This is a genomic window from Citrobacter sp. RHBSTW-00859, from assembly GCF_013729795.1.
Lineage (GTDB): Bacteria > Pseudomonadota > Gammaproteobacteria > Enterobacterales > Enterobacteriaceae > Citrobacter > Citrobacter braakii.
Genome location: NZ_CP056284.1, coordinates 1,750,228 through 1,766,245 on the forward strand (window position 1 = coordinate 1,750,228; position 16,018 = coordinate 1,766,245).

13 protein-coding genes are annotated in these 16,018 nt (G+C 51.2%); 8 read left to right on the plus strand and 5 right to left on the minus strand.

The features are described from left to right. The first annotated feature begins 260 nt into the window (after positions 1–260). The 4 genes from hypT (at position 261) to HV302_RS08655 (ending at position 4,687) form a co-directional block, all read left to right on the plus strand. Positions 261–1,172: a hypochlorite stress DNA-binding transcriptional regulator HypT gene (hypT, locus tag HV302_RS08640; RefSeq protein WP_019077233.1), complete on the plus strand. Its 912-nt coding sequence runs from the start codon at positions 261–263 to the stop codon at positions 1,170–1,172. 303 nt (positions 1,173–1,475) lie between these two features. Beyond that, positions 1,476–2,417, plus strand: coding sequence for a pseudouridine kinase (locus tag HV302_RS08645; RefSeq protein WP_016153731.1), 942 nt, complete (start codon positions 1,476–1,478; stop codon positions 2,415–2,417). Then, entirely contained in the window at positions 2,405–3,340 is a 936-nt protein-coding gene (locus HV302_RS08650) for a pseudouridine-5'-phosphate glycosidase (protein WP_053388822.1), read from the plus strand. Before HV302_RS08645 ends, HV302_RS08650 begins: the two co-directional genes overlap by 13 nt. A 96-nt stretch (positions 3,341–3,436) precedes the next feature. Beyond that, positions 3,437–4,687: a NupC/NupG family nucleoside CNT transporter gene (locus HV302_RS08655; protein ID WP_047359178.1), complete on the plus strand. Its 1,251-nt coding sequence runs from the start codon at positions 3,437–3,439 to the stop codon at positions 4,685–4,687. Positions 4,688–4,730: 43 nt separating this feature from the next. On the opposite strand, the gene HV302_RS08660 is transcribed toward HV302_RS08655, so the two are convergent. The 3 genes from HV302_RS08660 to HV302_RS08670 all read right to left on the minus strand — a co-directional run bounded on the left by HV302_RS08660 (position 4,731) and on the right by HV302_RS08670 (position 7,800). Next, on the minus strand, positions 4,731–5,819 hold the full coding sequence (locus HV302_RS08660) for a sugar kinase (RefSeq protein WP_047359177.1): 1,089 nt from the start codon (positions 5,817–5,819) through the stop codon (positions 4,731–4,733). A gap of 2 nt (positions 5,820–5,821) precedes the next feature. Continuing rightward, complete coding sequence (nfo, locus tag HV302_RS08665; RefSeq protein ID WP_046275457.1) at positions 5,822–6,679, minus strand: deoxyribonuclease IV; 858 nt, start codon at positions 6,677–6,679, stop codon at positions 5,822–5,824. A 71-nt stretch (positions 6,680–6,750) separates the two neighbouring features. Next, positions 6,751–7,800, minus strand: a complete 1,050-nt coding sequence (locus HV302_RS08670; RefSeq protein WP_016153726.1) for a YeiH family protein — start codon at positions 7,798–7,800, stop codon at positions 6,751–6,753. A gap of 244 nt (positions 7,801–8,044) precedes the next feature. On the opposite strand from HV302_RS08670, the gene yieE reads away from it, so the two are divergent. Beyond that, positions 8,045–8,917, plus strand: a complete 873-nt coding sequence (yieE, locus tag HV302_RS08675) for a DNA-binding transcriptional regulator YeiE (protein WP_016153725.1) — start codon at positions 8,045–8,047, stop codon at positions 8,915–8,917. Positions 8,918–9,120: 203 nt separating this feature from the next. Continuing rightward, positions 9,121–10,590 carry a lysine-specific permease gene (lysP, locus tag HV302_RS08680; protein WP_016153724.1) on the plus strand — a complete coding sequence of 490 codons (1,470 nt, stop codon included), beginning with the start codon at positions 9,121–9,123 and terminating at the stop codon, positions 10,588–10,590. A 65-nt stretch (positions 10,591–10,655) separates the two neighbouring features. Here the strand turns inward: lysP and HV302_RS08685 are convergent, their stop codons facing one another. Both HV302_RS08685 and fghA read right to left on the minus strand, forming a co-directional pair. Further along, a complete protein-coding gene (locus HV302_RS08685) occupies positions 10,656–12,641 on the minus strand; it encodes a ligand-gated channel protein (RefSeq protein ID WP_016156980.1) in 1,986 nt (661 codons plus the stop codon). A gap of 348 nt (positions 12,642–12,989) precedes the next feature. Next, positions 12,990–13,826: an S-formylglutathione hydrolase gene (gene fghA, locus HV302_RS08690; RefSeq protein WP_016153722.1), complete on the minus strand. Its 837-nt coding sequence runs from the start codon at positions 13,824–13,826 to the stop codon at positions 12,990–12,992. Positions 13,827–14,147: 321 nt separating this feature from the next. Between fghA and folE the strand changes: the two genes are divergently transcribed. Together folE and yeiB are read left to right on the plus strand one after the other, a co-directional pair. Then, positions 14,148–14,816 (plus strand): GTP cyclohydrolase I FolE, encoded by a 669-nt coding sequence (gene folE / locus HV302_RS08695; protein ID WP_003027410.1) that lies wholly within the window; start codon positions 14,148–14,150, stop codon positions 14,814–14,816. Between the two features lie 14 nt (positions 14,817–14,830). Beyond that, complete coding sequence (gene yeiB / locus HV302_RS08700) at positions 14,831–15,988, plus strand: DUF418 domain-containing protein YeiB (protein WP_047500983.1); 1,158 nt, start codon at positions 14,831–14,833, stop codon at positions 15,986–15,988. Positions 15,989–16,018: the final 30 nt, after the last annotated feature.

Below are 16,018 nucleotides of genomic sequence, written 5' to 3' on the forward strand. Positions count from 1 at the left end.
ATAATGTATGGTTCAATGCAAAAACCGCATGACTGTGGTTTATTGTGTAACCTCAGCAGGCCGGTATTCGGCCAGAGGCTCCGCGTTACGCGGCGGACAACCGGTCGTAACCGATAGGGAGAGAAGTATATTAATGTTAAAAATGAAGCCTTGATGCAAAAAACGAATCACCAGGCGCTAATGATGAATGTCATCTCCGGAACTATTCAGGCATGATGCTTTAAGGCTAATAGGCATATTTAAATATCCGCGTGATAAGCATGAAAAATATTGAGACAAAATGGTTATATGACTTTCTGACGTTGGAGGCATGCCGTCATTTTTCCCAGGCGGCTGAGGAGCGTAACATATCCCAACCAGCATTTAGTCGACGGATCAAGGCGCTCGAATCAGCCGTGGGTGTGCTGCTTTTTGATCGCACAACGAGCCCACTGCAACTCACGGAGGAGGGCAAACTATTTCATTCGCAAACCCGTAGTTTGTTGCAACAGCTGGAATGCAATCTGGATGAGCTAAGCGGCCACAATTTACTGGGTGTACCCAATATCAAAATAGCGGCGGCACATTCTCTGTCGCTGACGATGTTGCCCAGATTGGTGCACTCAATGGCGGCCTGGGGTGAGGAGTTTGTCTATCACGTTGAAGCTATTGATGTTGTTCAGGCGGTGAATACTCTGCGCGAGGGGAAAAGCGATTTTATTATCTCCTTTCGGGATGAAGATTTAATGCAGTCACCTTTCTGCGGCTTGAAGGTTTTTGAGTCTGAACTGTACCCCGTGTGTGCTGCTGATGCGCAGGGTAAGGCGTTGTTTGATATCTATCAGTCGCAGGCACCAATTCTGAACTATACCAGCACATCCTACATGGGAAGATTGGTAAACCGTCATCTGGCGGAAGTAGGCGGCATTTCAGCCCGTACGCTGTTTATGTCTTCGATGAGTGAGTTATTAAAAAATATGGCATTGGATGGGCATGGTATCGCCTGGCTGCCGGCGTGGACAATCGTAAACGAACTGCGCGAAAAGCGGCTGGTTTGTCTGCAGACGCCGGAACTGATGGTGCCTATTCAGGCTTATATTTACCGAATGGATACCCGGTTGAATAAAACGGCTGAGCACTTCTGGCGGATTTTGTACAACCATATGCCAGAGGACCTTGTTTCGCTCAGTTGATACGAACCGGATCGTCTGGCGCATCTGAAAAATCTCCGGTTATGCCGGAGTTAAACTCTTTAGACTGCTTGAATTGTGTACTACCTCTCATTTTCTCTTTCCTTTACAGACTGTATCTATAAAAAATTGTGATTCTGTTCATATCTATTGAGTTTAGATCTTGAATATGGATTTACTTTGTCAAAAACACGCTTACTATGAACATATGTTTGATAGTGAACATGTGCTCTAATAACCTGATGTGTGGCGTTGGTTATTTTTAACGAACTCATTTGTGGCAAGTTAATTGCCAGGGGACGTGCTATGCGTGAAAAGGAATACATAGTAACTATTGGCTCGGCCAATATGGATGTTGCTGGGTATTCGCATGCTTCTCTAAATTATGCGGATTCGAATCCAGGAAAGATAAAATTCACCCCCGGCGGAGTTGGACGTAACATTGCACATAATCTCGCGCTGCTGGGGAAAAATTCATGGTTACTGACGGCGGTTGGTAATGATTTTTATGGACAATCGTTATTGGCGCAAACCAATCAATCCGGAGTTCATGTTGATAAGTGTCTTATCGTTCCCGGAGAGAATACGTCCAGTTATTTATCATTGCTTGATAACACCGGTGAAATGTTGGTTGCCATTAATGATATGAGTATTACCGAACATATTTCAGCAGATTTTTTATCACAGCATCATGATTTTATTCGGCAGGCGAAAGTCATCGTCGCCGATTGCAATATCAGCGAAGATGCCCTGGCATGGGTGCTGGAAAATGCCGGAGAGGTTCCGGTGTTTGTTGACCCGGTATCGGCATGGAAATGCGTCAAAATTCGCGAGCGGCTTGGACAAATTCACACTCTTAAACCCAACCGGCTTGAAGCCGAAACGCTAAGCGGTATTGCGCTATCCGGGCGTGATGACGTGGGTAAAGTTGCCGCCTGGTTTCATGATCGCGGCTTAAATAGGCTGGTGCTCAGCATGGGCGGCGACGGTGTTTATTACAGTGATATTGCGGGGAGTCGTGGTTGGTCGCTGCCGATTAAAACTCACGTCATTAATGTTACCGGGGCTGGCGATGCGATGATGGCTGGACTGGCTTCCTGCTGGGTAGACGGCATGCCCTTTATTGATTCGGTTCGATTTGCGCAGGGTTGTTCATCAATGGCGTTAGCCTGTGAATATACCAATAACCCTGATTTGTCTGTTGCGAATGTAAGCTCATTAGTGGAGAACACAGAATGTCTGAATTAACTCTTTCCTCTGAATTATTACAAATATCTCCAGAAGTACAGGAAGCATTAAACAGTAAGAAGCCGATTGTTGCACTTGAATCAACCATTATTTCTCATGGTATGCCATTTCCGCAGAATGCCCAGACAGCGATTGAAGTAGAAGAAACTATTCGTAAACACGGTGCTGTTCCTGCGACCATTGCCATTATTGGCGGAATAATGAAAGTTGGTTTAAGCAAAGATGAAATTGAGCTGCTTGGGCGAGAAGGTCATAGCGTTACGAAAGTAAGTCGTCGTGATTTGCCGTTTGTGGTCGCGGCAGGAAAAAATGGTGCAACGACGGTTGCCTCAACCATGATTATTGCCGCCCTGGCGGGAATTAAAGTATTTGCGACAGGGGGAATCGGTGGAGTTCATCGTGGTGCTGAACATACCTTTGATATTTCCGCGGATCTGCAAGAACTGGCGCATACCAATGTCACGGTAATTTGTGCCGGGGCGAAATCTATTCTTGATCTCGGCTTAACTACTGAATATTTAGAAACCTTTGGGGTGCCGTTAATTGGTTATCAAACCAACGCGTTGCCAGCATTTTTCTGCCGTACCAGTCCGTTTGAGGTCAGCATCCGTCTGGACAGTGCGAAAGAGATTGCCCGTGCCATGGCGGTGAAATGGCAAACGGGTCTCGACGGCGGTCTGGTTGTTGCGAACCCCATCCCAGAGCAGTTTGCGATGGCTGAAGAGAAAATTAATGCGGCAATCGATCGGGCGGTAAAAGAAGCGGAAGATCAGGGCATTGTGGGCAAAGAGAGTACGCCGTTCCTGTTAGCGCGGGTTGCAGAGCTGACCGGTGGTGACAGCCTGAAATCAAATATTCAGCTGGTGTTCAACAATGCGGTACTGGCCTGTGAAATTGCGAAGGAGTATCAGCGCCTCGTCTGACAGAATTTCCCGGGCAGAATGCGGTCGCCCGCGAATATCAAACCTACCAAAACCTGGCGATAACGCCGGGTTTCCTGGCATGAAGGGAATTTCATTATGGATATAATGAGAAGTGTTGTGGGTATGGTGGTATTACTGGCCATCGCGTTTCTGCTGTCAGTAAATAAAAAACGTATAAGTCTGCGTACGGTCGGGGCTGCACTGGTACTGCAAATCGCAATCGGCGGCATTATGCTGTACTTCCCGCCAGGAAAATGGCTGGTTGAACAGGCTGCGCTCGGTGTCCACAAGGTAATGTCATACAGTGACGCGGGAAGCGCATTTATCTTTGGCTCCCTGGTAGGGCCAAAAATGGATGTGCTTTTTGACGGAGCCGGGTTTATCTTCGCTTTTCGGGTGCTTCCGGCCATCATTTTTGTGACCGCACTGATCAGTCTTCTCTACTACATTGGCGTGATGGGGCTGTTGATCCGCATCCTCGGCGGTATTTTCCAGAAAGCGCTGAACATCAGTAAGATCGAGTCATTTGTCGCCGTAACGACGATTTTTCTCGGGCAAAACGAGATCCCGGCGATCGTGAAGCCGTTTATTGACCGCCTGAATCGCAATGAGCTGTTTACCGCTATTTGTAGTGGGATGGCCTCGATTGCTGGCTCAATGATGATTGGTTACGCCGGAATGGGCGTTCCGATTGACTATTTGCTGGCGGCATCGTTGATGGCAATTCCTGGCGGTATTTTGTTCGCGCGTATGCTGAGTCCGGCAACTGAAGAATCTCGCGTCACCTTTGAGAACCTGTCATTTACTGAAACGCCACCGAAAAGCATCATCGAAGCAGCGGCGAGCGGAGCGATGACCGGGCTGAAAATTGCCGCTGGCGTGGCGACGGTCGTAATGGCATTTGTCGCCATTATCGCGCTGATTAACGGCATTATTGGTGGAATTGGTGGGTGGTTTGGCTTTGGTCACGCCACTCTGGAAGGGATCTTTGGCTATGCGCTAGCCCCGCTGGCGTGGATTATGGGTGTGGACTGGGGCGATGCGACGCTGGCAGGCAGCCTGATCGGACAGAAGCTGGCGATTAATGAGTTTGTCGCTTATCTCAACTTCTCGCCGTATCTGCAAACGGGTGGAACGCTGGATGTGAAGACCATTGCGATTATCTCGTTTGCGCTGTGCGGTTTCGCTAACTTTGGTTCGATTGGCGTTGTCGTCGGGGCATTTTCGGCGATAGCGCCACAGCGTGCCCCGGAAATCGCGCAGCTTGGCATGCGCGCGCTGGCAGCAGCAACGCTGTCAAACCTGATGAGCGCCACTATAGCCGGTTTCTTTATCGGGCTGGCATAGCGAAAATAATGCCGGATACGCGTAGCGCCATCCGGCATTACATTTAAGCAGTTTGCAGCAAATACAAGGCGTTATCTGCTGAGAGGGTTGGGTTGTTGATGCTGACGCTGGCTCGCGATAATGCCGCGCAGGCCATGGCAAAGTGAGCGCTTTCACGAAATTCACTACCTTCCAGAAAGCTGTACAGCAATCCCGCCATAAAAGCATCGTCGGCGCCAAAACTGTCTACAACCGTATGCTCAGGAGGCGTCAGTAAAAACTGTTCTCCGTCCTTTTCGCTGCAAAAAACGGATTCATCTTCCAGGCAAACAAAGATTCGTTTTACCCCTTGCTGATGGAGACTATTAACGGCCAGTACGCGATCGGCATCTGAATGAATAGGTTGACCCCACAAAATCGCCAGTTCTTTCTGCGTTGGTTTTAGCGTATGAATACGCGTAAACCAGGTCTTCATTTTTGCCGCTTTAAACTCTGAAACGGTGTCAATGAATACTGGAATATCATCAGCAATAGTAAAGACCCACTCAATGGCTTCGGCAGTCAGATTGCAATCTGCCAGTACGACACCGGAATGGCGGATCAAATCTCGCGAACTGTTCAGTAACTGCGGCGTCAATTGTTGCAGGATATGGGTATCGTTTATTGCCAGTACGGTCTCTTCCTGCTGATTAGCGATCGACAGGTAAGTTGAGGTGTTATGTCCATGCAGGCGTATGCAACTGGAAACGTTAACACCGGCCTGACGCGTTTGTTCCAGCAATGTTTCGCCATAGAAATCACTGCCAACAGCGGAAATTAAGTGGACGTCACGGCCCAGCAGCGCCAGGTTGTGGGCGATGTTGCGTCCCACGCCGCCTGCCGAGCAGTGAATGTTACCAGGGTTAGAGGCAGCCTGAGGATAGTGGATGTCAGCAACACCACGAATATCCATATTGATCGCCCCAACAACCACGCAATAATCCTGTTCGGTAAGGATATAACCTTTACCTTTGATCATGCCTTTACGCATCAAATCCATAATATGCGCAGCAACGCGTGAACGGCTGATCTGCAAAATATCGGCGATTTCATTCTGCTGAATCAACGGATTGCGACGCAGGATCTTAAGGATCTGCTTTTCCCTGTCGTTCATGATTATGCCACCGCTTTTTCTGTTTGCTGGGCTTTCAGCCAGGCAATCTCTTCTGCCCAGATATCCGGATTAATCGTTTCGAGCACCAGCGGAATGCCGTCAAAACGATTGTCCTGCATGATCCAACGGAAGGCATCGTGGCCAATATTGCCTTCACCTAAGCTGTGGTGACGGTCAACGCGACTGCCAAATGCGCTCTTGGCGTCGTTCAGGTGCATACCGCGTAGGTACCTGAAGCCGACAATACGCTCAAATTCCGCAAACGTCTTTTCGCATTCCTCGACGGAGCGCAAATCATAACCGGCCGCGAAGGCATGGCAGGTATCAATACAGACGCCGACGCGGGACTTATCTTCGACGCCGTCGATAATGGCGGCAAGGTGCTCAAACTTAAATCCAAGGTTGCTGCCTTGTCCGGCGGTATTTTCGATAACTGCCGTAACGCCCTGGGTCTGAGCAAGGGCGATGTTGATGGATTCGGCAATGCGCGCCAGACACTCATCTTCCGGGATCTGCATCAAATGGCTGCCCGGGTGAAAGTTCAGCAAGGATAAGCCCAGCAGTTCACAGCGCTGCATTTCATCTATAAACGCATCACGTGATTTTTCCAGCGCATCGCTAACCGGATGACCGAGGTTAATCAGGTAACTGTCGTGAGGCAGGATTTGGGCGGCAGTATAATGATACTTCTCGCAGGCAGATTTAAAATCATCAATGATTTCGGTGGTCAGCGGCGCGGCACGCCACTGGCGCTGATTTTTGGTGAACAGGGCGAATGCGGTCGCTTCGATTTCTGCGGCTCGAATAGCGGCGTTAGCCAGACCGCCAGCGGCGCTTACGTGCGCTCCGATATATTTCATAAATTTAACCCGCCATACTCAAATACAAAAAGGGAGAGTATAGCGGGTTAATAGAGGTGAGTCGTGATCGTTTATGCCATCAGCGCGTGGATAGCGACGTTAATCGCACCGCCACCCACAATCAGCCAGACAAACAGCAGCAGGGCCATCAGTAACGGTTTGGCACCGGCTTTTTTCAGCGCGCTAACGTGCGTGGTCAACCCCAGGGCCGCCATCGCCATTGCCAGCAAAATGGTGTCCAGCGTTACCAGCATGTTCACTACTGACTGTGGCAGCAGGTGGAACGAGTTAAAAATTGCGACCACAATGAACAGGATGGCAAACCATGGAATGGTTATTTTGCTCTTCTCACCGCCCGTGGCCGGAGACAGTTGTTTAACGCGTGCGGCCAGGAGGATAAGGAACGGTGCCAGCATCATGACGCGCAGCATTTTGGCAATAACCGCGGCGTTTTCCGCATCCGGGCTAATGGCGTGCCCGGCAGCCACAACCTGTGCAACTTCATGCATGGTGGAGCCAATGTAAATGCCGTAGGTTTCTGGGCTAAACCAGTGTGAAAGCAACGGATACATCGCCGGATACAGGAAGATAGCGATAGTACCGAAGATAACCACGGTGGCGACAGCGACGGTCACTTTACTGGCTTCTGCTTTCACCACTGGTTCGGTTGCCAGCACGGCGGCGGCACCACAAATGCTGCTACCCGCGCCAATCAGCCAGCTGGTGTGACGGTCCAGACCAAATACTTTCTGCCCCAGGAAACAGGCAATCATAAAGGTACTGCTTAGCGTTAACACATCAATCACGATACCGCTGACGCCGACGTCAGCAATTTGCGCGAAGGTGAGGCGGAAACCGTAGAGGATAATCCCCAGACGTAATAAATGTTGTTTCGCGAACAGCACGCCGCCGTCACAGCTTTTCCAGATGTGCGGATAGACGGTGTTGCCGAGAATCATCCCCAATAAGATGGCTAAGGTGAGGGCGCTGAACCCGGCACCTGCGACGGCGGGAATGGATCCTCCCCATAAGGCGACCCCAGTGATAACTGCACTCAGGGCAAGCCCCGGAATAAAATGCCACGCTGTACGACGATGAGTCTGTAAGGTGAGTTCTGTCATATCCTTCTCCTTTATCTGGGTAAAAGAGTAAGGCGAAGTGGTTTAAAAATAAAATTGATTATATATTTATAATTAATCTATATAAGTGGTATACCCGTCATACTTCAAGTTGCATGTGCGTTGGCTGCGCTCGTTCACCCCAGTCACGTACTTAAGTACGCTCCGGGGGATGCTCTCTCTTGCCGCCTTCCTGCAACTCGAATTATTTAGGGTATAAGTAACGGCTATCCGGTGGAAAACGACTATGCATATCACCCTGCGACAACTTGAAGTGTTTGCTGAGGTACTAAAAAGCGGCTCAACGACCCAGGCATCTGTCATGCTGGCATTGTCGCAGTCGGCGGTGAGTGCGGCGCTTACCGATCTGGAAGGGCAACTTGGCGTGCAACTGTTTGACCGTGTCGGCAAACGGCTGGTGGTTAACGAACACGGACGCTTGCTTTATCCGCGCGCGCTGGCGTTACTTGAGCAAACGACCGAAATCGAACAGCTTTTTCGCAAAGATAATGGCGCCATTCGGGTCTATGCCAGTAGCACCATCGGTAATTATATTCTGCCCGCCATGATCGCCCGTTATCGCCAGGACTTCCCTGATTTGCCGCTGGAACTTAGCGTGGGCAACAGCCAGGACGTGATCAATGCGGTGCTGGATTTTCGGGTAGACATCGGGCTGATTGAAGGGCCGTGTCACAGTACGGAAATCATCTCTGAACCGTGGCTGGAGGACGAACTGGTGGTGTTTGCCGCACCGTCGTCACCGCTCACAAAGGGGCCCGTTACGCTTGAACAGCTGGCTGCTTCGCCGTGGATCCTGCGTGAGCGAGGATCGGGTACGCGTGAACTGGTGGATTACCTGCTGTTGTCTCATCTGCCAAGATTTCAGATGGCGATGGAGTTGGGGAACTCCGAGGCCATTAAGCATGCGGTGCGCCATGGTCTCGGGATCAGCTGTTTGTCGCGTCGGGTCATTGCGGAGCAGTTACAGGCAGGGACGCTGAGCGAAGTTACCGTGCCACTGCCGCGTTTAGTGCGCACTCTCTGGCGCGTTCATCACCGGCAAAAACATATCTCCAATGCCATTACGCGTTTTTTATATTACAGCGACCAGGTTGAGTAGGGCGAATAGCGCGCTAACTCTCGTCAGGTCACTCTATCCATAATGGCTGTTACGTCTTAACCGCCTTGTGCCGCCCGTTTTCTGCTTTACTTATAATCCGCGGCCAGTCATGAAGGTCTCTTATAACAGCGCATTTGTGCCGGAAGAATGCCATTTCGTCTGCTACAATCGCGCCTCATTTTTTGGATGGATAGCATTTTCACATGGTTTCCGAAACTAAAACCACAGAAGCGCCCACGCTACGTCGTGAACTGAAGGCGCGTCACCTGACGATGATTGCCATTGGAGGCTCCATCGGTACAGGTCTTTTCGTTGCATCTGGTGCAACTATTTCTGCGGCGGGTCCTGGCGGCGCGTTGTTCTCTTATATCCTGATCGGTCTGATGGTGTACTTCCTGATGACCAGCCTCGGTGAACTGGCTGCCTATATGCCGGTTTCCGGCTCGTTCTCCACTTACGGTCAAAACTACGTAGAAGAAGGCTTTGGCTTCGCGCTGGGCTGGAACTACTGGTACAACTGGGCGGTAACGATTGCCGTTGACCTGGTGGCCGCACAACTGGTGATGAGCTGGTGGTTCCCGGACACGCCGGGCTGGATCTGGAGCGCACTGTTCCTCGGCGTTATCTTCCTGCTGAACTACATTTCCGTTCGCGGATTTGGTGAAGCGGAATACTGGTTCTCGCTGATCAAAGTTACCACTGTAATTATCTTCATCGTGGTTGGCGTGATGATGATTTTCGGTATCTTCAAAGGCACTCAGCCGGTGGGCTGGAGCAACTGGACGACCGGTGATGCTCCGTTTGCCGGGGGTTTTGCCGCTATGATTGGCGTGGCGATGATCGTCGGCTTCTCCTTCCAGGGAACAGAGCTGATCGGTATCGCGGCAGGCGAATCTGAAGATCCTGAAAAGAACATTCCACGTGCGGTGCGTCAGGTGTTTTGGCGAATCCTGCTGTTCTATGTGTTCGCGATTTTGATTATCAGCCTGATTATCCCGTACACCGATCCGAGCCTGCTGCGCAACGATGTGAAAGACATCAGCGTTAGCCCGTTCACGTTGGTATTCCAGCATGCGGGTCTGCTGTCAGCCGCAGCAGTAATGAACGCGGTTATCCTGACGGCGGTACTGTCAGCGGGTAACTCCGGGATGTATGCCTCCACGCGTATGCTTTACACCCTGGCATGCGACGGTAAAGCGCCGCGTATTTTCGGCAAACTGTCTCGTGGCGGTGTTCCGCGTAACGCGCTGTATGCGACGACTGTGGTGGCGGGGCTGTGTTTCCTGACCTCGATGTTTGGTAACCAGACCGTGTACCTCTGGCTGCTGAACACCTCCGGGATGACGGGTTTTATCGCCTGGCTGGGGATTGCTATTAGCCACTATCGCTTCCGTCGCGGTTATGTGCTGCAGGGTCACGATGTGAAGGATCTGCCGTACCGTTCTGGCTTCTTCCCGCTGGGTCCGATCTTCGCCTTTGTGCTGTGCCTGATTATCACTCTGGGCCAGAACTACGAAGCGTTCCTGAAAGATAGCATTGACTGGGGCGGCGTGATGGCAACCTATATCGGTATCCCGCTGTTCCTGATTATCTGGTTTGGCTATAAGCTGGCGAAAGGAACTCATTTTGTTCGCTACAGCGAAATGAAATTCCCGGATCGCGTGAAGAAATAACAGTATAAAAAGCATAACAAAAACCCCGGCATGATGAGTGCCGGGGTTTTTTTACTGCGCCAGACTTAGAAGCTGTAAGTCAGGCCAACCGTGTAACGACGACCATCGAGAACAGTGTCGTAGGTATCGTAATCGATTTGCTTATCCAGCACGTTATACACGCCAGCGGTCATCAGCAGATCTTTGTTTGCATAATAGCGCAAACCAACATCGACCTGAGTATAGGACGGGGTGCCCTGCGCCATGGAGGTACGGCTCAGGTATTCAGACGTTTTCCCGCGCAGATTCAGACGGCTCCAGAAACCGAGATCCTGCGTGGCCTGCCAGTCCAGCGTGGTGTTGAACATATGCTTTGGCATTTTGTTCAATGGCTGACCGGAGAACTGACCGCTTTTCTGTTCAGATTCCGTGTAAGTGTAGTTCGCCGTCCAGTTGATGTCGGAAGTCATCTTCCAGCCGAAAGTGGATTCTACGCCGCGCATATTGGCTTTATCGACGTTAACGCGATCGCTGACGAAGTCATAGTGGGTATTGCCGATGGTACAGGCCGGATCGGAGCTGCTGTTACAGCGGCGCACTTCGGTGATTTTGTCTTTGAAGTCAGTATTGAACAGCGTCACGCCCGCGTTGAGATCGTTGCCGTTATCCCACAGTAAACCGATCTCTTCGCTGAGGCTTTTCTCCGGCTTCAGGTCCGGGTTGCCGACAATGATTCCGTTTAGTCTACCGCCGCCGGTGACCTGTCCCCAACTGGCAGACGACTGGCGCAGATCCGGTGCGCGATAGCCCGCTGAAACGCCGCCTTTTAAGGTCCATTGATCGCTCAGATGCCATACGCCATAACCGCGCGGCGTCCAGTTGTCGCCGTAGTTTTCATCTTTATCCATACGCAGACCGCCAGTCAGCGTGAAGGTATCGGTAACGGCCCACTCATCTTCAGCAAACAGCGCCCAGCTCCAGCGGGTCAGTTTGTTCAGTCCATCAGCAGCTTGCAGCTGGTTGCCGTTATCACTCAGTTTTTCATAACGGTATTGCCCGCCCAACGTCAGGGTGTGCGCCCCAAGGAAGACCTGGTTCTGGTTATTGAAAATCGTGTTGTAGGACTTCATCTGGCGACCTGGGTTTTCGGTCTCTTCCTGCTGGACATAGCTGGTGGAGTTGAAGTCGTCGTAATAACCGCTGTGGGTTAGTGAATACGTTGTGTGCACATACTTGTTTTCGCTTTTACTGTTGGGCTTGCAGCTTCCGTTGCGGCAGCTTTCCTCGGCCATGGATTTGCCTGGCGTACTGTCGCGATCCTGCAGTTCACGTGCGTAATCGAAGTCGATGTCATTTTTATCATCTGGCGTAAAGTTCAGGGTTAAGCCCCCGTTACGCATACGCTGTTCATTGTAGCCATTGAGGATTTTGTCCTCCGCCCGATGAGAGAATAATCCGGTCACTTTTGCGCCGAGTAATCCGTCAATCAGTGGCCCAGACGCATAGGCGTTGGTCTGATAAATATCGCCGGAGTCTCTGTCTTCCTGGAAAGTGGCATCGCCGTGCAGAGAGCCGGTCCAGGCTTTGGTATTCGACACTTTCTTGGTGATGACGTTGATGACGCCGCCCATCGCATCGGAGCCGTACAGAGATGACATTGGGCCACGGATTACCTCGATACGCTCGATGGATTCCAGCGGCGGCAGCCAACCTTGCTCAATACCTGAGTTGTCGCTGTTAGGACGTGTGCCGCGTGTGCTGATGCGTTTACCGTTGACCAGGAAGAGCGTGTATTGCGAAGCCATACCACGAATACTGATATCGCTGCTGCTACCCCCGCCGGTGACGACGACGCCAGGGACATCTTTTAGCGCATCGGTAACATCGCGATAGGCTTTGTCCTCAATCTGCTGCTTGGTAATAACAGATATCGAAGCGGGAGCGTCCTGAATTTTCTGCTCGAAGCCGGTGGCGGTAACCACCACGGTGTCTTGTTCAGCGGCATGCCCGAGTGATGGGAGACTGGCGACGCATACTGCGGCAGCTACAGCCTTAACGTGAGGTATAGTCATTTGTATCATTCCATTTAAATGAATTTACCCGGCATACTTCAAGTTGCAGATGCGTGGCTACGCGCGTTCATACAACTCGAATTATTTAGGGTAACGATCAGCGCGTCATGTGAAAGGCCATGACAATTGTATGTATTTGTCTTTTAAGGACTCTTTTCAGTAAAGAAGCGAATGGATTGTACAAAAGTATGAATGTTTGTAAACACAAATGATAATCGAAATCATTTGTGTTTGATCTTGTTTTGAGGGTAATGCTTTTTAAATCAATAGGATAGTGGAGAAAGAAAAAAGGAGAAAAAGTGAAGGAATGATGGAGAAATGAAGAGGGCTGGCGCCCTCACTCAGGCGTTACTTCAACAAATACTGGGCGTGGAAGCGCAGGTGATCCTCAATAAACGACGCAATAAAGTAATAGCTATGGTCGTAACCTGGCTGGATGCGTAGCGTCATTGGCCATGCGGTTTGACGGGCCGTTTCGGCTAGTACCGCGGGTTGCAGCTGATCGGCGAGAAACTGATCGCTGTCTCCCTGATCAATAAGCGTCGGAATCGCGTCTGCGGGCTTGCTGGCCAACATTAACTCGCAGCTGTCCCACGCGGCCCACTGTGATTTATCTTCACCCAGATACGCGCTAAAAGCCTTCTCCCCCCACGGAACGCGGCAAGGATTTACGATCGGCGCAAAGGCGGAAATGCTGGTGTATTTCCCGGGATTTTTCAGCGCCATAATCAATGCGCCGTGACCGCCCATGGAGTGTCCACTGATGGCGCAGCGATCGCTGACGTTAAACTGCGATTGAATCAGTGCCGGCAGCTCATCACGCAGATAGTCATACATGCGAAAATGCGTTGCCCACGGCTGTTGGGTGGCATTGAGGTAAAATCCCGCCCCCTGGCCTAAATCGTAGCCATCATCATTGGCAACCTGTTCGCCGCGCGGACTGGTGTCCGGCATCACCAGTACAATGCCCAGCTCAGCCGCAATGCGTTGTGCGCCGGCTTTAGTCGTGAAGTTTTCATCATTGCATGTCAGACCCGACAGCCAGTACAGCACCGGAGGCGGGGTGTTATCGCGCGGGGGAGGAAGAAAAATACTGAAGGTCATGGTGCAATTTAACGTGGCGGAGTCGTGACGCCAGCGTTGCTGCCAGCCTTCAAAACAGCGGTGCTCTTCAAGCATTTCCATGCGGGGCTCCTTGTTGTGTTGAACCTGAATATGTTTGCGAACTCACCATAATACAGATTATTCATGGCACTGTGAGCAACTTTCACTTCCGCATTGAGCAAACATACTTCATCATCTATATAACTTTACATTAACACTCGACGTCGCCGGGTAGAACGACAAGTGAAATCGCTACGCTGAAAGGCTGTGCCAATTTCAATAATTATCGCGGTGAATACTGGATTATGTGCGCCGCCTCACGCACAATGTTCTGGCTGTGACACCGCCTAAAAACTTTGCCCCATGCAGGGCAGAGGCGCCCCACCTGCAGGAGAAGAAGAAATGTCATCACTCAGTAAAGAAGCGGCCCTGGTTCATGAAGCGCTGGTCGCGCGTGGTCTTGAAACGCCACTACGCCCGCCCGTGCAAGAGATGGATAACGAAACGCGCAAACGTCTTATCTCGGGCCATATGACCGAGATTATGCAGTTGCTCAATCTCGATTTGAGCGATGACAGTTTGATGGAAACTCCGCATCGCATTGCGAAAATGTATGTCGATGAGATTTTCTCCGGCCTCGACTACGCCAACTTCCCGAAAATTACCGTCATTGAAAACAAAATGAAGGTGGACGAGATGGTCACGGTTCGCGATATCACGCTGACCAGCACCTGCGAACACCACTTTGTTACTATCGATGGCAAAGCGACGGTGGCGTATATCCCAAAAGATTCGGTCATTGGTCTGTCGAAGATTAACCGCATTGTGCAGTTTTTCGCACAGCGTCCGCAGGTTCAGGAACGTCTCACCCAGCAAATTCTCACCGCGCTGCAAACTCTGCTCGGGACGAATAATGTGGCTGTGTCGATTGATGCGGTACATTACTGTGTGAAAGCGCGCGGCATTCGCGATGCGACCAGTGCGACCACGACCACTTCTCTTGGCGGATTGTTTAAGTCCAGCCAGAATACGCGTCAGGAATTCCTGCGCGCAGTACGTCATCACAACTGATTAGGGCAGGGACCATGGAGCGTAATGTCACGCTGGATTTTATTCGTGGCGTCGCCATTCTTGGTATCCTGCTTCTCAATATTAGCGCCTTTGGCTTGCCAAAGGCGGCATACCTCAATCCCGCGTGGTATGGCAACATCACCTTATCCGACGCCTGGACCTGGGCGCTGCTCGATCTCTTTGCGCAGGTAAAATTCCTCACGCTGTTTGCGCTGCTGTTCGGTGCCGGTCTGCAAATGCTGCTCCCGCGCGGTAAACGCTGGATCCAGTCGCGGCTTACGCTGCTGGTTCTATTGGGTTTTATTCACGGTTTACTCTTCTGGGATGGCGATATCCTGCTGGCATATGGCTTAATCGGCCTGATTTGTTGGCGGTTGATCCGTGATGCGCCGTCGGTAAAAAGCTTATTTAACACCGGCGTACTGCTTTATCTGGTGGGCGTTGGCGTATTGCTGCTGCTGGGGGTAATCTCCGGGAGTGAGACCAGTCGTGCCTGGACGCCGGATGCCTCAGCGTTGCTGTATGAAAAATACTGGAAAATAAACGGTGGAATGGAAGCCGTCAGCAATCGCGTGGATATGATGTCCAATAGCTTGCTGGCGCTGGGCGCACAGTACGGCTGGCAACTGGCGGGGATGATGCTGCTCGGCGCGGCATTGATGCGCAGCGGTTGGTTAAAAGGGCAGTACAGCTTACAGCATTACCGACGCACCGGTGTACTGCTGGTCATTCTCGGGATGGCGATTAACCTGCCTGCTATCGTCGCTCAGTGGCATCTGGACTGGGCATATCGCTGGTGTGCCTTCTTGCTACAAGCCCCGCGAGAGCTGGGCGCGCCGTTGCAAACCATTGGTTACGCCGCGCTGATGTTCGGCTTCTGGCCGCAGCTTAGCCGCTTAAAATGGGTCATTGCCATCGCCTGTGTGGGGCGCATGGCATTAACTAACTATCTGTTACAAACCTTAATCTGCACCACGCTGTTTTACCAGGTCGGCTTATTTATGAAATTTGACCGACTGGAGCTGCTGTATTTCGTCATTCCGGTTTGGGCCGTTAACCTACTTTTCTCCGTCATATGGCTACGTTTTTACCGCCAGGGCCCGGTGGAATGGCTGTGGCGTCAATTAACCCTGCGTGCTGCGGGGACATCATTGCCGCGTACATCCAGATAACGATCTGGATCACATTCATTAACAAAACGG